17 protein-coding genes are annotated in these 18,450 nt (G+C 61.6%); 10 read left to right on the top strand and 7 right to left on the bottom strand.

The window, feature by feature from the left end; translation table 11 throughout:
• Positions 1 to 4 precede the first annotated feature (4 nt).
• Positions 5 to 1,390 (top strand): dicarboxylate/amino acid:cation symporter, encoded by a 1,386-nt coding sequence (locus tag R8871_RS15700; RefSeq protein WP_246287580.1) that lies wholly within the window; start codon positions 5 to 7, stop codon positions 1,388 to 1,390.
• The gene (locus R8871_RS15705; protein ID WP_175051251.1) at positions 1,359 to 1,739 is read left to right on the top strand and encodes a DUF5594 family protein; all 381 of its coding nucleotides are present in this window, start codon (positions 1,359 to 1,361) and stop codon (positions 1,737 to 1,739) included. The genes R8871_RS15700 and R8871_RS15705 overlap by 32 nt, the downstream gene beginning before the upstream one ends.
• Positions 1,740 to 1,747: 8 nt before the next feature.
• Here the strand turns inward: R8871_RS15705 and R8871_RS15710 are convergent, their stop codons facing one another.
• The 3 genes from R8871_RS15710 to R8871_RS15720 all read right to left on the bottom strand — a co-directional run bounded on the left by R8871_RS15710 (position 1,748) and on the right by R8871_RS15720 (position 6,830).
• Positions 1,748 to 3,331 carry a methyl-accepting chemotaxis protein gene (locus R8871_RS15710; RefSeq protein ID WP_175051252.1) on the bottom strand — a complete coding sequence of 528 codons (1,584 nt, stop codon included), beginning with the start codon at positions 3,329 to 3,331 and terminating at the stop codon, positions 1,748 to 1,750.
• A gap of 21 nt (positions 3,332 to 3,352) precedes the next feature.
• Complete coding sequence (locus R8871_RS15715; RefSeq protein WP_175051253.1) at positions 3,353 to 5,152, bottom strand: methyl-accepting chemotaxis protein; 1,800 nt, start codon at positions 5,150 to 5,152, stop codon at positions 3,353 to 3,355.
• Positions 5,153 to 5,438: 286 nt separating this feature from the next.
• Positions 5,439 to 6,830, bottom strand: coding sequence for an aminotransferase-like domain-containing protein (locus R8871_RS15720; protein ID WP_175051254.1), 1,392 nt, complete (start codon positions 6,828 to 6,830; stop codon positions 5,439 to 5,441).
• A 347-nt stretch (positions 6,831 to 7,177) separates the two neighbouring features.
• Here R8871_RS15720 and R8871_RS15725 point away from each other — a divergent pair, with 347 nt between their 5' ends.
• Genes R8871_RS15725 through R8871_RS15760 form a run of 8 tightly spaced genes read left to right on the top strand, consistent with a single transcriptional unit; the run spans position 7,178 to position 14,153 of the window.
• Positions 7,178 to 7,660: an MSMEG_0572/Sll0783 family nitrogen starvation response protein gene (locus tag R8871_RS15725; protein ID WP_054040483.1), complete on the top strand. Its 483-nt coding sequence runs from the start codon at positions 7,178 to 7,180 to the stop codon at positions 7,658 to 7,660.
• Positions 7,661 to 7,679: 19 nt separating this feature from the next.
• Complete coding sequence (locus R8871_RS15730) at positions 7,680 to 8,714, top strand: Nit6803 family nitrilase (protein ID WP_175051325.1); 1,035 nt, start codon at positions 7,680 to 7,682, stop codon at positions 8,712 to 8,714.
• Positions 8,707 to 9,777: an MSMEG_0568 family radical SAM protein gene (locus R8871_RS15735; RefSeq protein ID WP_175051326.1), complete on the top strand. Its 1,071-nt coding sequence runs from the start codon at positions 8,707 to 8,709 to the stop codon at positions 9,775 to 9,777. The genes R8871_RS15730 and R8871_RS15735 overlap by 8 nt, the downstream gene beginning before the upstream one ends.
• 2 nt (positions 9,778 to 9,779) lie before the next feature.
• Positions 9,780 to 10,379, top strand: coding sequence for an MSMEG_0567/Sll0786 family nitrogen starvation N-acetyltransferase (locus tag R8871_RS15740; protein ID WP_175051327.1), 600 nt, complete (start codon positions 9,780 to 9,782; stop codon positions 10,377 to 10,379).
• Positions 10,376 to 11,362 (top strand): sll0787 family AIR synthase-like protein, encoded by a 987-nt coding sequence (locus R8871_RS15745; protein ID WP_175051255.1) that lies wholly within the window; start codon positions 10,376 to 10,378, stop codon positions 11,360 to 11,362. The genes R8871_RS15740 and R8871_RS15745 overlap by 4 nt, the downstream gene beginning before the upstream one ends.
• A complete protein-coding gene (locus tag R8871_RS15750) occupies positions 11,359 to 12,534 on the top strand; it encodes an MSMEG_0565 family glycosyltransferase (RefSeq protein ID WP_175051256.1) in 1,176 nt (391 codons plus the stop codon). The genes R8871_RS15745 and R8871_RS15750 overlap by 4 nt, the downstream gene beginning before the upstream one ends.
• Positions 12,535 to 12,551: 17 nt before the next feature.
• Complete coding sequence (locus R8871_RS15755) at positions 12,552 to 12,836, top strand: MSMEG_0570 family nitrogen starvation response protein (RefSeq protein WP_054040489.1); 285 nt, start codon at positions 12,552 to 12,554, stop codon at positions 12,834 to 12,836.
• 27 nt (positions 12,837 to 12,863) lie between these two features.
• Complete coding sequence (locus R8871_RS15760; protein ID WP_175051257.1) at positions 12,864 to 14,153, top strand: MSMEG_0569 family flavin-dependent oxidoreductase; 1,290 nt, start codon at positions 12,864 to 12,866, stop codon at positions 14,151 to 14,153.
• Positions 14,154 to 14,249: 96 nt separating this feature from the next.
• Here R8871_RS15760 and R8871_RS15765 read toward each other — a convergent pair whose 3' ends face one another.
• The 4 genes from R8871_RS15765 to R8871_RS15780 all read right to left on the bottom strand — a co-directional run bounded on the left by R8871_RS15765 (position 14,250) and on the right by R8871_RS15780 (position 18,332).
• Positions 14,250 to 16,361 (bottom strand): phosphocholine-specific phospholipase C, encoded by a 2,112-nt coding sequence (locus R8871_RS15765; protein WP_175051258.1) that lies wholly within the window; start codon positions 16,359 to 16,361, stop codon positions 14,250 to 14,252.
• Between the two features lie 79 nt (positions 16,362 to 16,440).
• Positions 16,441 to 16,776: a hypothetical protein gene (locus tag R8871_RS15770; RefSeq protein WP_175051259.1), complete on the bottom strand. Its 336-nt coding sequence runs from the start codon at positions 16,774 to 16,776 to the stop codon at positions 16,441 to 16,443.
• A 137-nt stretch (positions 16,777 to 16,913) separates the two neighbouring features.
• Positions 16,914 to 17,375: a RidA family protein gene (locus R8871_RS15775; RefSeq protein ID WP_054040495.1), complete on the bottom strand. Its 462-nt coding sequence runs from the start codon at positions 17,373 to 17,375 to the stop codon at positions 16,914 to 16,916.
• 93 nt (positions 17,376 to 17,468) lie between these two features.
• Positions 17,469 to 18,332: an IclR family transcriptional regulator gene (locus R8871_RS15780; protein ID WP_175051260.1), complete on the bottom strand. Its 864-nt coding sequence runs from the start codon at positions 18,330 to 18,332 to the stop codon at positions 17,469 to 17,471.
• Positions 18,333 to 18,450: the final 118 nt, after the last annotated feature.

Raw genomic sequence — 18,450 nt, forward strand, 5'->3', positions numbered from 1 at the left:
AGACATGAAGCGCAAACCGCTTTATAAGGTGCTGTACGTGCAGGTAATCGTGGCGATCGTTATCGGTGTGATCGTTGGTCACTTCTTGCCAGCGGATGCGGTGGCGATGAAACCGCTCGGCGACGCATTCATCAAACTCGTGCGCATGATCATCAGCCCGGTAATCTTCTGCACCGTCGTGACTGGCATCGCCAGCATGCACGACATGCGCAAGGTCGGCCGCGTGGGCGGCAAAGCGTTGCTGTATTTCGAAGTGGTGTCGACGCTCGCGCTCGCCATCGGTTTGCTGGCCGCGCACGTGCTGAAACCCGGTGTGGGCTTTAACGTCGATCCCGCTACGCTCGACGCGGGCGCAATATCCAGTTATGCCGCACAAGCCGCACACGGCGAGGGGCTCTCGGGCTTCTTCATGCACATCATTCCGGAGACATTCGTCGGCGCGTTCACGCAGGGCGATATTCTGCCTGTGCTGCTGATCGCCATGTTGTTCGGCACCGCGCTCGCGGTGATGGGTGAACCCGCGAAACCCGTCATCGGTTTGATCGAACTGCTGTCGAAAACTTTCTTCCGTATTGTGCGCATGATTACGAGCCTTGCACCAATCGGCGCGTTCGGCGCCATCGCGTTCACGATCGGCAAATATGGCATCGTCTCCTTGCTGCCGATGATGAAACTCATCGGCACGTTCTATCTGACCGCATTCCTGTTCGTCTCGTGCGGACTTGGTCTGATTGCGCGGGCATGCGGTTTCAGTTTGTGGCGCTTCGTCGTGTACATCAAGGACGAACTGTTGATCGTACTCGGCACGTCGACATCCGAAGCGGCTTTGCCGCAGTTGATGGAGAAGCTCGAACGGCTGGGATGCGCGCGCGGGATCGTCGGATTGGTCGTGCCGACTGGCTACTCGTTCAATCTCGACGGCACCAATATCTACATGACGCTCGCGGTGCTATTTCTCGCCCAGGCCACGAACACGCATTTGACGATTGCTCAGGAGATCACGTTGCTGGCGGTGACAATGCTGACCTCGAAGGGTTCGACCGGTGTGACAGGGGCCGGCTTTATCACGCTGGCTGCCAGTCTTTCGGTCGTGCCGACCGTGCCGGTGACGGCGATGGTGCTGATTCTCGGCATCGACCGTTTCATGTCCGAGTGCCGCGCGCTGACCAACACGATGGGCAACGGCGTGGCATCGATCGTAATTGCGGCGTGGGAGAAAGAGCTGGATCGCGAGAAGCTGAAGGCGGCCTTGGCGAGACCGGTTGCCACGTCTGGCACGATCGCCGCGGAAGAGGGCGGTAGGGCCGATTCCGCATGCTACGATGCTTTGCTCGTTGCAAAGAACATCGGAGACCCAGATGCGTCCAGAGAGTGCCGCCCGTTTCGATGAACAGTTTGCGCCTCGCATTGCCGAGGCGATCGCCGCATGTTTCGCCACCACCGTGCATACTGAAGTGCTCCCTTACGGCGGGCAAGGGCATCCCACGCGCGTGCGGATCCATGCAACACCGATCGAAGACCTGCGCCACTACCCGCATGCATTGAATCTGTTTCTAACCTGGGATAGCGACGAGATCGAGCGGCTGATGGGTGCGGAGGGGCCTACGCGTTTCGCCGGCTACCTGGCCGCGTTACCCCGTAAGCTCGAAGCCTGGCGCCACGTGCGTGAACTGGATTTCGTCTCGCACACCCAGGCCGAGCCAACGGTATTACTCGGTGGCCTCGACTTCGAGTCGTAACCAGGAAGCTAGGAAGCCGCCACCCCAATCCGAAAGAAACTCACACTTTGCACCAACCCTGAAGCCTTGCTCTGCACCGCATCGGCCGCCGCAGCCGCCTGCTCCACTAAAGCCGCGTTACTCTGCGTCACCTGATCCATCTGCGTGACTGCATCGTTCACCTCCGCAATACCCGCAGCCTGGTCGACGCTGGCGGTCGCGATTGCCTCGACGATGCGCGTCACGCTGCCCGCGCTTTCCACCACGCCGTCCATCGTATTGCTCGCGTGATTGATCAACTGCGTGCCGGCGTCGATTGTGGCCACCGACTCACGAATCAGCGCCTTGATCTCATGCGCGGCATCGGCCGAGCGTTGAGCGAGACTGCGCACTTCACTCGCGACCACGGCGAAACCGCGCCCCTGCGTGCCGGCACGCGCCGCTTCAACCGCTGCGTTGAGCGCCAGAATATTGGTCTGCGCGGCAATCGCTTCAACCACCGCGATGATATCGACGATCCGCTTGGACGCTGCGTCGATCTGGCCCATGGTGCGCACGGCATCGGTCATCACCACACCGCCGTCGCGCGCCGCTTGCGCCGCGGTTTGTGCGAGCGTGGTGGCCTCGCGTGCGTTGCTGGCGTTGCGCTGAACCGAGTCGGTGAAATGCTGCATCGACGCTGCGGTTTCTTCGAGCGAGGCGGCTTGTTGTTCCGTGCGTGCCGACAGGTCGAGGTTACCCGCGGCGATCTCCTGCGTCGCCGAGGAAATCGTGTGCGCGCCTTCACGAATCTCGCTGACAATGTGCCGCAGGCGTTGATTCATTTCGTTGAGCGCGACCAGCAGCTGCCCGGTTTCGTCGCGGCTCACCACGGCGACATCCGCGCGCAGATCACCTGCCGCAACCGCTTGCGCGACCCCCACCGCCTGCCTGACCGGCAACGTGATGCTGCGGCTCAGGAACCAGACCGCGAAGGTGCCCACGCCGAGCGAGCCGATCACGACCGACAATAACAGCACGCAGGCGAGTGTGTACGCGTGTTCTGCCGCTTCGCCCGTGCGCACGCTGGAGTCTTGCGCCTGCTGCATTACCATGGCGACGATGTCGTCGATAGCGGCGGTCGGCGCGCGGTCGATGCCTTTGACGAGACCATCGACGACGTGCGCCGTATTCGGATCGGCCGCGTCGTAGTGCTTGAGCGCGTCGAGGTAACTCTCCTGCAACGAGGCGTGCGTGGCGAGCGCCTTGTCGACGCCGTCTACGTTGGCGCCCAATGCACTCAGCTGATCCTTCAGTCGTAGCAGGGCCGCGTGTGTCGTGCCACTTTCTTTGCTGAAGGCGTCACGATACTTGGCGAACGCAACCGGGTCCGCGCCGCGCAGCAACAGGTCTTTCCATTCCTGCACCTGTTTCTTGAATTCGACCTGCGCAACCCGCGCCGTGTCGGCGGCTTGCGCGTATTGGCTGAGCGTTTGAGCGGACTGGATTTGCAGTGCATGCGTATTCGACAACGCATGCCACCCCTCAAGGCCCACTACCATGGTTGCGGCGAGCAGCACCGCGCCGAGCAGAGCCAACTTGACGGCGATTTTCAGATTTCTATAGAACGTCACTGCGATTTCCTTTGGCGGACCTCAGTCCAGCTTGAATTGCGTCACGGCACCGGCAAGACTCACGGCCTGGCTTTGCAACGCGGCAGCGGCCGCTGTGGATTCCTCCACCAGCGCGGCGTTCTGCTGAACCATTTCATCGAGTTGGCTGACTGCGCGATTCACTTCCTGAATCCCGCGCGTTTGCTCGTTGGCTGCCTGGGTGATTTCGGAAATGATGGTAGTGACGTTGGCGACGTTGCTCACGATCTCCGTCATCGTCTCGCCGGCCTGGCGCACCTGGCCCGACCCGGAGGTCACGCTCGCCACGGTTGCTTCGATCAGCGCCTTGATCTCTTTCGCGGCCTGCGCGCTGCGTTGCGCGAGGCTGCGCACCTCGCCGGCCACCACCGCGAAACCGCGACCCTGTTCACCGGCGCGCGCGGCTTCCACCGCTGCGTTCAACGCGAGAATGTTGGTCTGGAATGCAATGCCGTCGATCACACCGATGATGTCCGAGATCTTCACCGACGCATGTTCGATCTCACCCATTGTCGTAATCACGTCGGAGATCACTACGCCGCCGCGCGAGGCGACCTGCGATGCGGACACGGCCGTATCGTCGGCCTGCTTCGCGGCACTAGCGGATTGCGTAACCGTCGAGGTGATTTCTTCCATCGATGCAGCGGTCTGTTGCAGGCTGGCTGCTGCGGATTCGGTGCGGCCCGACAGATCGACGTTGCCCGCGGCGATTTCATTGGCGGCCACGCGCACCGATTCGCTGGCGTCGCGAATCTGGCGCATCACGTGACTAAGTTTGTCGATGAAGGTGTTGAACGAGCGCGCGATCTGCGCGACTTCGTCGTTGCCGACGGCCGGCAGACGTTGTGTCAGATCGCCTTCACCCGAGCCGATGGCGTCCATCGCATCGCGTACTTTCGACAGGCGCTGGAACGACACGGCGGTGACCGCGGCCACGATGGCGGCGGCGATCGCGGCGATCACGATCAAGGCAATCACCGAAGCCGTCAACAGCGATCGCATACCCGCCGTCGCTTCTGATTTGTCGAGCGCGACGACCGCGTACCAGTCGGTGCCAGGAATGGCCTCGGCGCGCAGCAGCTTCGTGCTGCCGCTCACGTCGACTTCGACCGGATGCTCGGCGCTGAAAAGCGCAGTCAGCTTGTCGCTGGTGAGCGCGGGTGCGAGGTCCGATACCGGCTTCAAAGTCAGCTTGGCATCCGGGTGCGCGACGATATGGCCGCTGGCGTCGATCAACATGCCAAAGCTCGCCGGCGTCGGATGAATCGCCTTGACGTTGGCAATCACGCTGTCCATCGCGACGTCGCCGGACACCACGCCTTTCACCACGCCGTCGCGTACCACGGGCGCGGCGAATGCGACCACCAGCTTGCCCGTGCCCACGTCCACGTAGGGCGGCGTCACCACCGGCTTGCCCGCTGCGGCGGCCTGCTTGTACCAGGGACGGCCGGTCGGATCGTAGTCGGGCGGAATGCCGGTCGGGTCCGAAAACTTGGCGGTCTTATCCGCGTAGCCGACATATACGTTGGTGAACTTGCCGGCTGCGGCGATCTGCTTCAACGCGGCGGATGGATCAGGTTGCAGCACTGCGTCCTGCAGCGAGTTGATCATCTGGCTATTGGAGGCGATCCAGTCTTCGATGCCGTCTGCATGACCGCTTTCGACAGCGTTCAAACTGCTTTCGATCGCATCGGCGTTGTACGAGTTGGCGACGACATAGTTGAGAACCGCGTTAGCAGCGAGCGCAACCACAACGATGGCGACGCACAGGGCGACAATGCGCGCGCGAATGGAGGAGAACATGTTGGGAGTCTTTCGGAGTAAGCAGTGAGCCGTAGTCGGTGAGGCGGGGGCCTCATACGCGGTATACGGCGCCGGCAGTGGGGACTTGAGCAGGTAATGCTTTCAGTTTCTGGCGGCGGCCGGCAACGCCGCTCGTGGCGGCGCGGCGCGATGCTACACAATTTTTCGCGCGTTGCGGGTTTTTCAATGGATGCCGAAACAGCGCCCTTGTATTGAGTTGCAAGCGCTGTATTCATATGACGATAACGCCGGGGATGACGCTATATACCGATCCGTACAGATGGTTTCACATTACCGGCGAATGCAGATGATGCGGGTGGTCGAGTGTCTCGCCCACAATGCGCAGTGCCTCTTCGCATTCGTCGCGCGTTTTCGAACCACCGAGGCACACACGCATTGCATTCGGCGGATTGCCGTCGGTGGAAAACGCCGCTCCTGCAACGGCAGCGATGCCCTGGTTGCGCAGTTGCAATGCGAGTTCGGAAGCGCTCCAGCCGCTTTCGGCGGGCACCGGCAACCACAAATGAAAGCCGTCCGCGTGCGCGTCGTAAGGCCACGCTTCGAGCATGCGCGATGCAATCGCCTGGCGTGCGCGAGATTCATTGCGGATCGCGTTGAGCATATCGAGCGCGGTGCCGTCGACGATCCATTGTGTTGCGAGCGTAACGGTGAACGGACTTGCCATCACCGTTGTTGCGCGCAACGCGCCGGCGAGGCGCTGCGTTTGCCTGGCAGTCGGCGCGTGCAGATGCGCGACCCGCAAACCGGCGCCGAGACTCTTCGATAAACCCGTTACGTAGTAGGTCAGTTCGGGAGCGAAGCTCGCAAGCGCATCGGGTGCACTCTGCGGCAGCATCGCATACGCATCGTCTTCGATGATCGGGACGCTGTAGCGCAACGCGACGTCGGCGAGCGCCTCGCGCCGTTTGTGCGTGAGCGTGAGTGTGCTCGGATTCTGCAGCGTCGGATTGCAATAGAACGCGCTCGGCTTGTCGGTTTTGCAGAGCGCCTCGAAGGCGTGTGCAAGCGGACCTTCGTCGTCGCGTGGCAAGGCCTGCAGACGCACGCCGAGCTGCGCGGCAATGGCCTTGATGCCGGGGTAAGCCAGCGTGTCGAGACAGATCGTGCCACCGGGCCGCGCCAACTGCGAGACGAGCGCCACCAGCGCGCTATGAATGCCGGGGCACACCAGCACGTTCTGCGCGTCGCAATGCGGCACGCGCCGCTTCAGCCATTCGGCCCCCGCGTCCTTGTCGGCGGCCGAACCGCCGAAGTCCTGATAGCGCAGCAACTGATACGGATCGCTGCCGCTCATCAGGCGCGCTGCCGAATCGCGCAAACGGGCCGCGTAATCGGGCGGCTCGGGTGGCGTATTCATCGACATCTCGATGCTGCTGCCGCCGGCAAGCGGCAAGGTGGCGGTTCGGCCACGCACAAAGGTGCCGCTGCCCGCGCGCGAATCGAGCAGGCCGCGCTTGCGCGCTTCCGCATATGCGCGCGCCACGGTCGTGTAGTTCAGCGCGAGTTCTTCGGCCAGATCGCGCAGCCCCGGCAAGCGATCGCGTGGACGCAGGCGGCCGGTGGCGAGATCTTCTTCGATCAGATCGGGAATTGCGAGGTAGGCCGGCTTGCGGGTGTCGGCAAGGCGTTTGATCCAGTGATGTGTCGGGCTGCTCATTTGTAGCCTTCGGCTGGGGGTGAAGATCATTGATCGCATCCGGATGCGATCAATGATCGGATTGATCGTCTGTGGTGAATGAGTGCACCACGCCGACTCGTCCCGGCACGCAAATCGCACTTGGCTGGTGCGATATCGCGGGGTCGGGGGCTCCGGGCCACGACGTCCCGGCTATATGCAAGCTTCACGCCTAAAAATTTTTCGAGTCGCATGTCGAATCGAGGCGGAATTGATTGCTGATTGATCGCATTTGCGTGACCGATCAATGGCACGGCCGTTGCATTGAGAGAAGTGCGCACGGATTGAACGCGCCATCTTTTACTTAGCAACCCTGATCGGAGAGTGTCATGCCAGCCGTCAACAAACCGCTGCATCAGAAAGGCGATTACCTTGTCGACTACGAAGAGAAAGTCTTCGAAGACGTGAAGGCCGAACCGGGCGAGAAGGCACTCGTCACGTTCCATACGGTCGCGTTCGAGGGGTCGATCGGTTTCGTCAATCTTTTGCAGGCCACGCGCTTGCAACGCAAGGGCTTCGAGACCTCGGTGCTGCTTTACGGGCCAGGTGTCACGCTCGGTCTGCAACGCGGCTTTCCAACGCTTGGCGACGAAGCGTTCCCCGGCCATCTGAACTTCAACAAGCAACTGATGAAGTTCATGGAAGAGGGCGGCAAGGTGTACGCCTGCCGCTTCGCGCTGCAAGCCTTGTACGGGCACGGCGAAGCTTCGCTGATCGAAGGTATCCGGCCGATCAGCCCGCTCGACGTGCTCGACATCCAGTTGCTCCATCGCAAGGACAACGCGCTGATCATCCACACGTGGACGGTTTGACGAGAGGCGGGTGACCACTATGTCCGACAAACGCATCGTGCGTGCCGCCGCGGTCCAGATCGCACCGGATTTCGAGCGCAGCGGCGGCACCCTCGAGAAGGTATGCGAGGCGATCGAGAAGGCAGCGCGCGAAGGCGTGGAACTGATCGTGTTCCCCGAGACCTTCGTGCCGTACTACCCGTACTTTTCTTTCGTGCGTCCGCCGGTTGCATCCGGCGCCGATCACATGAAGCTCTACGAGGAAGCCGTGATCGTGCCCGGCCCGGTGACGCAGGCGGTGGCCGAGCAAGCGCGTTTGCATCGGATGGTGGTGGTGCTTGGCGTCAATGAGCGTGATCACGGCAGTCTTTACAACACGCAATTGATCTTCGACGTGGACGGCCAGCTGCTGCTCAAACGCCGCAAGATCACGCCGACGTTTCACGAACGGATGATCTGGGGGCAGGGCGACGCGGCCGGCCTGAAAGTCGCGCAAACGGCGGTGGCGCGCGTCGGCGCGCTCGCGTGCTGGGAGCATTACAACCCGCTCGCGCGCTATGCGTTGATGACGCAGCACGAAGAGATTCATTGCAGCCAGTTTCCTGGCTCGCTGGTGGGACCGATCTTCGCTGACCAGATCGAGGTGACGATCCGGCATCACGCTTTGGAGTCGGGCTGCTTTGTGGTGAATGCGACGGGCTGGCTGAGCGAAGCGCAGATTGCATCGGTCACACCCGATACGAACTTGCAGAAAGCGCTGCGCGGCGGCTGCAACACCGCGATCGTGTCGCCGGAAGGCCAGCATCTGGCGCAGCCGCTGCGCGAGGGTGAAGGCATGGTGATTGCCGATCTCGACATGACGCTGATTACCAAGCGCAAACGCATGATGGATTCGGTCGGCCACTACGCGCGGCCGGAATTGCTGAGTCTTGCGATCAACCGGCGACCGGCGGAAACCGTCGCGCCGATGCCGTTCTGGTCCAGTGCCGCGGGCATGGGTTTCAATTCAAACGAAGGATGGCGCGATGAACTCCAGCGAGACACTGTCGGCAGCGAGCCGGCAATTGATGACTGAATTGCAGTCGGCCGGTTTGCGGCTGGTGTCGCCGGATGCGGGCGCGGCGAGCCGGCGTGGCGGCGCGGGGCCCTCGGACCACAAGGCGGTGACCGTGGACGGCGTGACGATCATGGTGCCGGTGCATACGAGCACGGCCTGGCACTCGCCGTTCGTCGCACAGACGCCGGATGCAAACGGCTCGAGTGCCTTGCTGCGCGGCACGATTCCGATTGCCAATATCAGCTTTCCGAAAGCGCCGCGCTTTTACGGCATGCAGACGCTCGACGGCGTGCCTTACTCGCACATTGCCGCGCTGCATAGTGCGGACGTGCTGGCCACGACGGTGCTGCAAACCTGCATTCGCTACGAGAGCCGCCGCAAGAGTTGCAAGTTCTGCGCGATTGGGCAATCGCTGGCAGCAGGCCGCACGATTGCGCGCAAGACACCGGAACAATTAGCCGAAGTAGCACGTGCAGCTGTATTGCTCGACGGCGTCAAGCATATGGTGCTGACCACCGGCACGCCGCCCACGTCCGACCGCGGCGCGCAGATCCTGTGCGAAAGCGCGTTCGCTATCAAAGCGGCGGTCGATCTGCCGATCCAGGCGCAATGCGAGCCACCCGACGACGATCGCTGGTTCGCGCGCATGAAGGCAAGCGGCATCGATACGCTCGGCATGCATCTCGAAGTGGTGACGCCTGCATTGCGCGAACGCATCATGCCGGGCAAGGCGAGTGTGCCGCTGGCGCGCTACATGGATGCGTTCAAAGCGGCAGTTGCGGTGTTCGGACGAGGTCAGGTGAGTACGTACATACTCGCCGGTCTTGGCGATAGCGCCGAAGCGATTCTGTCCATGTCGCGCGAGTTGATCGAACTAGGTGTCTATCCGTTCGTTGTGCCGTTCGTGCCGATCAGCGGCACGCCGCTCGAAGATCATCCTGCACCTACGCCGGAATTCATGAAGTCGATTCTGCAACCGCTTGGCGCAATGCTGAACGTGGCCGCGATGCGCTCGAGCGACATCAAGGCCGGCTGCGGAAAATGCGGCGCATGTTCGTCGTTGTCGTCGTACGAGGAGTGATCATGTTCGGTGAAGCGATTGCAGGCGAGGCACTGGAAGGCAACATGGGTTTTGCACCCTATGCGCCGAGCGAATTCCGCATCAAGTGGACCACATTGGATTGGGAAGCCGACGAAGCGTACAAGTTGCGGCGTGCGGTGTTCTGCATCGAGCAGGGCATTTTTGTCGGCGATGATCTCGATGATATCGACACGCACGCTCAGCAACTGGTGGCCGTGAGTTGTGTTGCCGGCATGCCGGAGCAGGTGGTCGGCACGGTGCGCATTCATCGCGATGAAGGCAGCGTGTGGTTCGGTTCACGTCTTGCCGTACATGCCGCGTTTCGCCGCTACGGAAAGATCGGCGCGACGCTGATTCGTCTCGCGGTGAGCAGTGCTCACGCGCTAGGTTGTGAGACCTTTCTCGCCCATGTGCAGAGCCAGAACGTGCCGCTCTTTTGCGCGATGCATTGGGACGTGCTTGCCGAGGAAACGTTGTTGGGTAGGCCGCATCATCTGATGCAGGCGCAACTGGATTGGTATCCACGATGCGTGACGCCGTATAGCGGCTTCGTGACTCATACGCAACCACATGGCGTGGTCTCCGCACGGAGCGCGGCGTGAGAAGCGTGGCCGATCTCGTCGCCAGCTTGCGCGAAAGTCGCGGGTTCCGGCACAAGACGGATATCGTCGACGTGGTCGGCTCACTCGCCCGACGGCTGCCGGGCGGCACGCAGGATCTCGCACAGGCAGTTGCACTTGGCGACGATTGCGCGGCCATTACCGATGGTGAAGGCTACCTGCTGTTCGCAATCGAAGGGATGGTCAGCGATTTCGCGAGCGCAATGCCATGGTTCGCGGGCTACAGCAGCGTGATGGTCAACGTCAGCGATATCTACGCGATGGGCGGACGGCCGCTGGCGGTGGTCGATGCGCTATGGAGTCGAGGTATCAGCTCCGCTGAGGAGGTGCTTGCGGGCATGGCGGCGGCCTCCGTTGCTTATGGCGTACCGATAGTCGGCGGTCATACGAATACGCGCAGCGATGCGGCGCAACTGGCGGTGTCGATAGTGGGCCGCGCGAAAACGCTCTTGTCGAGCTTCAATGCGAAGGTCGGCGACCGCTTGATGATGGCCGTCGATTTGCGCGGGCATTTTGAGGAACCGTATCCGTTCTGGAATGCGTCGGTGGGTGCGCCGTCTGAACGTTTGAGAGCGGATCTCGAGCTGCTTCCTCAGCTAGCGGAAAGTGGCTTATGCGATGCGGCGAAAGACATCAGTATGGCCGGCACGCTCGGCACGGCGCTGATGTTGCTCGAGTGCTCGCGGATGGGCGCACGAATCGATCTCGAGCGTATTCCAAAGCCGGCGGACGTCCCCTTGGAGCGTTGGGTCACTGCATTTCCGAGCTTTGGCTACCTGCTATCGGTTCGCGAAGAGCAAGTGGGCGCAGTGCAGGCGCAGTTCGATTCGCGTTCACTTACATGTGCCGTGATTGGTACGGTCGATGCGTCGTCTGAAGTGGTTTTGCATCACCACGATGAGGCGGCGGTGTTGTGGGATTTCAATCGCGAGCCGTTCATGGTCGCGAAGGACGGTTCGCGATGAACCCGTTGCGTATCGCGTTGCTGACGCATTCGGTCAATCCGCGTGGCGGGGTCGTTCATACGCTTGAACTGGCGAGCGCATTGACCGCGCTCGGTCATGACGTGACCGTCTTTGCACCGGCCGTGCCGGGCGAGACACTGTTCCGCCTGTCGCCATGCCGCGTGCTCTATGCGCCGATCACGCTATCGCAGACCAGCACGGTCGCCATGGTGGAGGCGCGTATTCAAGCATTCAAGCAGACCTTGATGGAGCACGATGCGTGGTCGTTCGATGTGTTGCACGCGCAGGACAGTATCAGCGGCAACGCACTTGCCGAGCTGAGAGCCCAAGGGCTCATTCGCGGTTTCGTGCGCACCGTTCATCACCTGGATCATTTCGACGATCCCCGTCTCGCTGCATGGCAGCGGCGGGCGTATGAGGATGCGGAGCAGGTGTTGTGTGTCAGCGATACATGGGCGCGCGAGATGCGCTCGACTTTCGGCATTGTGGCGCTGACGGTGCCGAACGGTGTCGACATCGTGCGTTTCACACCTGATGAGGACGCGGACGACGCGCAGATCAGGCGACGTCTGGGAATTGAGAGCGGCCCGATCGTCCTTTCAGTGGGCGGTATCGAAGCGCGCAAGAACACACTCGCACTGCTGGAAGCGTTCGCGTCTGTGCGCCGCGCATTGCCGGGCGCCCAACTTGTGATTGCCGGCGGCGCAAGCCTGCTCGACCACGACGCCTACGCCCGCAGCGTGTTCAAACGAGCGGCGGAGTTGGGGCTGTCTATAGGTCCAGACGAAAGCGTGGTCGTGACCGGGCCGCTCGAAGACGCCGCCATGCCCGCGCTCTTTCGCAGTGCGGACGTGTTGTCGATGGTGTCGTTGCGCGAGGGCTTCGGCCTGGTGGTGCTGGAGGCGCTTGCTAGTGGCACCCCTGTGGTTGCTTCGGCAATCGCGCCATTCACCGAGTATCTCGACGATTCTACGTGCTACTGGGCAAATCCGGCGGATGTCGATTCGATAGCGACGGCCTTGCTGTGTGCTCTCAACGGCCGCGGTAGTCGTATTGATTTCGAACATGCCGTGCCCGCGTTACTTGCACGCTTTAGCTGGGCGGAAAGCGCACGGCGTCACGTCGATGTGTACCGCCAAATGCTGGAAACGCGCGCGTTAGCTATTCATTGATCGATTGAGGATTTGCGATGCCTGTCATGCACTTTCGGATTCAGTGGCCCGATGGCGACGAAGCGAACTGTTATTCGCCGTCGCTCGTCATTGGTGATTTCTTCAAACCTGGCGAGGCTTATCCGTTGGACGATTTCGTCGAACGTTCGCGACAGGCGTTAGGGATCGCTTCGGAACGCGTGCGCGAGAAGTACGGCTTTGCCTGCTCGGCGGCGATGGATCAGCTCGCACAGATCGAACGCGATGCCGAGCGCTTTCGCGATCGGCCCGAGGCGACCGTCAAGGTCATCGAATTCAGCTAGGCGTTTATTTTTTGCAGAGGACGCGTCATGTCGAATCCAACCCATCCTGGGCGCGCTGATGGGCATTACAGCGTGCTCGTCATCGGCGGCGGGCAGGCGGGCTTGTCGGTTAGTTATTACCTCAAGCAGGCCGGCATCGACCATCTGGTTGTGGAAAAGAACACGGTGACGCATACGTGGCGCCAGCAACGCTGGGACGCGTTTTGTCTCGTGACGCCGAACTGGCAGTGTGCGTTGCCCGGTTACCCCTACCTGGGCGACGATCCGCATGGCTTCATGAAGAAGGACGAGATCATCGATTATCTCGACGGCTTTATCGCGCACGTCGAAGCGCCGGTGATCGAGCACGCGGAAGTCAAGCGCGTGAAGCAGCGCGACGATGGCGTCTATACGATTGTGACCACGCAGGGCGATTTCACTGCGGATCAGATCGTGGTCGCCTCGGGTGGCTATCACACGCCTATCGTGCCGCGCCTCGCCGAACGTTTGCCGGCAAGCATCGTGCAGTTGCAATCGTCTGCGTATCGGAATCCGCAGGCTTTGCCCGAGGGCGCGGTCATGGTGGTCGGCACGGGGCAATCCGGCGCACAGATCGCGGAAGACCTGCATCTGGCTGGACGCAAGGTGGTGCTCGCGGTTGGCGAGGCGCCACGCTGTGCGCGTTTCTATCGAGGGCGTGACGTGGTCGATTGGCTCGCCGACATGCAGTACTACGACATGCCGGTCGAGAAACATCCGTTACGTGAAGGCGTGCGCGACAACACCAATCACTACGTGACGGGGCGCGACGGCGGACGCGATATCGACCTGCGCAAGTTCGCCGCTGAAGGCATGGAGCTGTACGGCAGGCTCGACGATCTGCTCGACGGGCAATTCCATTTCGCACCGACACTCGCAGCCAATCTCGACGCCGCAGACGATACGTATAACCGAATCAACGCGAGCATCGATGGCTTCATTGAAAAGCATGGCATCGTCGCACCAACAGGTGAAGTCTACGAACCCGTCTGGCGGCCGGTTGAAGAACGTGCAACGCTCGATCTCCACTCCAGTGGCATTTCGGCAATTATCTGGTGCATCGGTTTTACGCCGGACTTCAGCTGGCTCGACGCGCCAGTGTTCAACGGTCGCGGTTATCCGGCGCATACCCGTGGCATTACACCGATCGACGGCTTGTATTTCGTCGGCTTGCCGTGGCTGCATACGTGGGGTTCTGGGCGTTTCTCAGGCGTCGCGCGCGATGCCGAGTTCGTCGTACAGGCGATTCGCGAGAAAACGCGCGAGCGTGAGTCGGTGAGGGCAGCTGTGGCGGCTTGAGATTACCACTTACATATCACGACTCGAATGCATGAAAAAACGGCCGCTGCTTTTTATCGCAGCGGCCGTTTCTTTTAGCGTGAACCGAATTGAAACTTAGCTTCCCAGCGCCGGATCGCTCATGCTGCTCTTACCGGTTTCTACGTGTCCGGCGAAGCGTCGCGCGAACGACGGATCCGTGTCGACGGTGATCACCAGGTCGTACCAGCCGTACGCGTTGCGCAGATCGAGGTACAACTGTTCCGTATCGCCACCGCGCACGGAATGCTTGACCACATTGCCCGCGTCATAAGCATTGACGATGGTGAACTGGCAGCGCGCGCTGCCTACGTTCTCCAGCCGCAATTGCAGATTGCCGTTCGCGACGTCGTAGCCTTCAGCAACTTCCGGCCGTGCAATATCGGAACCGTGCCACCAGCTTCTCGCGACCGGCTTGCCCGCGAAGCGGCGCAGAAAACCGTTCGGGCCGTAGACCGTGTAATCGTACGTGCCGTCGATATTCAGCGGCAACTGATCCTGCAGCCGCTTGCCGGCTTCGACCGTATAGGTCAGCGGCGCAGCGAGACCATTCGCTGCGTAGACGAGAAACACGGCGCCCGCGCGGCCCGAATTGACGAAACGCATCGTCAACTTGTTCTCCGCGCCTTCACCGTGCACGCGCACGAACAGTTCGTACGGCAGCGCGCGCGCCGGGCGCACGCCGGGTTCCTGCTTCGGCACGGCCTGCACGAGCGGCGGCAGCGGCACATAGTCCGGATGGCGATTCTGATCGGGCGGCACATAGCCACTCGTGCTCGGCAGCGTCGGGAACGCGTCGTTCGGGGTGCTGAAGTTGAACGCCGACATCAGATCGCCGCACACTGCACGACGCCACGGCGTGATGTTCGATTCGCCGAGATTGTGCTGCTGGCCGAAGCGCTTTTCGATAAAGCGGATCACCGACGTATGGTCGAACAGTTCCGAGCACACGTAGCCGCCTTTCGACCACGGCGAAACCACCAGCATCGGCACACGCGGTCCGAGCCCGTACGGACCCGCCGGCGTGCTACCGCTGCCCGCATAGTTTTCATTGCTGGTATCGACGGTCGACAAACCGTTTGCGCTCGATGCCGGCGCGAACGGCGGCGCCATATGATCGAAGAAACCGTCGTTTTCGTCGTAATTAATCAGCAGTACGGTCTTGCTCCACACTTCGGGATTCGACGTGAGAATCTGCAGAACCTGATCGACATACCACGCACCGTAGTTCGACGGCCAGTTCGGGTGCTCGGAATACGCTTCCGGCGCGACGATCCACGACACTTGCGGCAGCGCGTTGTTCTGCACGTCGCGCTTGAGGATGTCGAAGTAGCCGTCGCCATTCGCCACGTTCGTGCCGATGCGGGCGTTGTCGTACAGCGGGTTGCCCGGTTGCGCGTTGCGGTACTGGTTGAAGTAGAGCAGTGAGTTGTCGCCGTAGTTGCCGATGTACGGATTCTGCGTCCAGCCCCACGAGCCGCTGGCGTTGAGTCCCGTACCCATGTCCTGATAGATCTTCCAGGTGATGCCGGCGTTTTGCAGCACTTCCGGATACGTCGACCAGCCGTAGCCGAGTTCCGAGTTGTCGATTACCGGGCCGCCGCCGTTGCCGTCGTTGCCGACCCAGCCGCTCCACATGTAGTAACGGTTCGGGTCGGTCGGGCCCATCAGCGAGCAGTGGTACGCGTCGCAGATCGTGAAGGCGTCGGCGAGTTGATAGTGAAACGGAATGTCGTCACGCGTGAGGTAGGCCATCGTCGTGGTGCCCTTGGACGGCACCCATTGATCGTAGCGGCCGCCGTTCCATGCTGCGTGCGTGCTGGTCCAGTCGTGCGCGAGATCTTGCAGGAATTGCAGGCCGAGGTTCGGCGCGGTAGGGCGGAACGGCAGCACATAGCCGACATCCGCGGCAAGCGGCTGGTACCACACCGGCTTGCCGTTAGGCAGGTTGATCGCGCGCGTGTCGCCGAAACCGCGTACGCCCTTGAGCGTGCCGAAGTAGTGGTCGAACGAGCGGTTTTCCTGCATCAGCACGACGATATGCTCGACGTCGCGGATCGTGCCGGTCTTGTTGTTGGCGGGAATGGCGAGTGCGTTGCGAATGCCCAGCGGCAGCATGCTCAGCGCGGTGGCGGAACCGGCGGCGTGCGCGGCGGAGCGCAGAAAATCACGGCGATTTTTTGAAGTCATGGTCTTGGCTTTCGATCTTCATAAGAGGAACGAACCATGCGGCGCGAGCGTGAGCCACGCGTCTCATGGGGCGCGGAACTCAATCTACGGTGTGGATGACGGGTGTGGCGAGCGGCGTCGACGCGGCAGCGGATAGCGCCGCGTCGGCGCTTGATGCGGGCAGTGCTGGGGTTTGAATCGTGACTGCGGGTAAGGCAGATGCGGCTGGTGAAGCGGAAGAAGGATTCGCGGACAGGACCTGTGAAGCGCCGCTGTTATCGCCGGCGCCGTCGGTAGAACTGGTGGTGCTCGGGTCCGGTGCTTTATCGTCGTCGTTGCCGCAAGCGCCGAGCAGTATGCAGAGCGACACGGCGGCCAGTGCGCCCGCCAAACGTTTGCGATGAAAGGCAATGGACGGCTTCGACACAATAGACATGACAATGTCTCCGGCACGGGGAGGATGCGCCAGGGCATCCACGCGCCCAGGTCAGCGATGCGCAAGAATAGTCGCTTACCTGTGTAACTTTTGTGAAGATGTGGAAATTTGGGTATTTGTTGAGAATTGGGCGGCGGTCAATCCTGGATCGCGACGATTGCCTCGATCTCGACTGTAATATTGCCCGGCAAGGAGCCCACGCCGACCGCCGAGCGCGAATGCCGACCGGCATCGCCGAATACATCGACGAACAGATCCGAGCAGCCGTTGATCACGCGCGGATGCTCGGTGAAATCCGGCGCTGCGTTGACCATACCTAGCAACTTGACGACCTGCTTCACGCGCCGCAAATCGCCCAGTTCGTTATGCAGCACGGCGAGCAGATTCAGGCCGACCATCTGCGCGTGCCGGTACGCTTCGTCCGCGCTGACGGTGGCGCCGACCTTGCCGGTCATCAGCGAGCCGGATTCGTCGAGCGGACCCTGGCCGGATAGAAACAGCAGATTGCCCTCGCGCGTGCAGTGCGTGAAATTGCCGATCGGCGTCGGCACTTGCGGGAGCTTGAGGCCGCGCGTGTGCAGCCGGTCGTAGCAGTTCATCGATGGGGAAGTGATGGTGAGCGGTCTTTAAGGAGTCAGCGTTGCGCGCGGGTTGGGAGTCAAGGCTTCTTCGTGCTTGGGGGCCGGGCAGCCTTACGCCGCCGGTTCCTGCTCGCGATGCCGCCAGCCGAGACGCGCTTCGATACGGGCGGCCACCGCCTGCACAGCTTGTGCGAACCGTTCGGTGCCAAGCTCGGCTTTCGCCTCGGGCATCACGATCGAAATCGTGAAGACGCACGCACCGGTGTTGTCGAGCACGGGCGCTGCGAGGCACGCCACGGACGCATCCGATTCGCCGATCTGAATCGACAGCCGCGCCTCCAGCGCCTCGCGGGCAATCTGCGCGAGCACTTGCGGCCGGGTTTCCGCACGACCGGTAGGCGAGCTTTGCGCGTGCTGCGCAAAAAACGCAATCCGTTCGGCATCCGGCAGGTGCCCAACGAGCAAGCGTCCTGACGCGGTCCAATTGAGTGGCACGCGGCTGCCCACTCGCGAGGTCACACGGAAATGCCCCGGCCCTTCGGCCATTTGCTGGACGACCATCATGCCGTCTTCGAGTCCGCAAACCTGGACGGTTTCTTCGACTTCGGCGGAGAGCCGCTGCATTTCTTCATGAGCGACCGCGAGGTAGTCGAGCGAGCTGGCGTACGTCAAACCGTAGCCATACAGACGCGAGCCGAGCCAGATCGTGCCGTCCATGCGCCGCGCCAACAGGTTCTTCTCGACCAGATCGTTAATGATCGAATACACGGTGGAGAGCGGCGCGCCGACCATGCGTGCAACTTCATACGCAGTGGCGGGACGGTTTGCCTGCTGGAGCGCGTCGAGAATCTGCACGGCGCGCTCGATCGCGCTGGTGCGCGTGCGCGGCGCGGCAGCTTCAGCCTGTGCTTCGGCGGCGGTTGAAGGCGCTGCGGGTACTGCTTCGGACGCGGAAGGTCGGGACGTGCGAGCCATCGTGCTCCTCTGACGCGAGATGTTTTTGTCCAGTTGACGCAGGGTGATTGTATGCTAGACTGATCCGCAATTACAACATATATTCCATAATTAAGAAATACCCGGTCGGAGGCGCTTC

The organism is Paraburkholderia sediminicola, assembly GCF_902859805.1.
GTDB classification, from domain to species: Bacteria; Pseudomonadota; Gammaproteobacteria; order Burkholderiales; family Burkholderiaceae; genus Paraburkholderia; species Paraburkholderia sediminicola.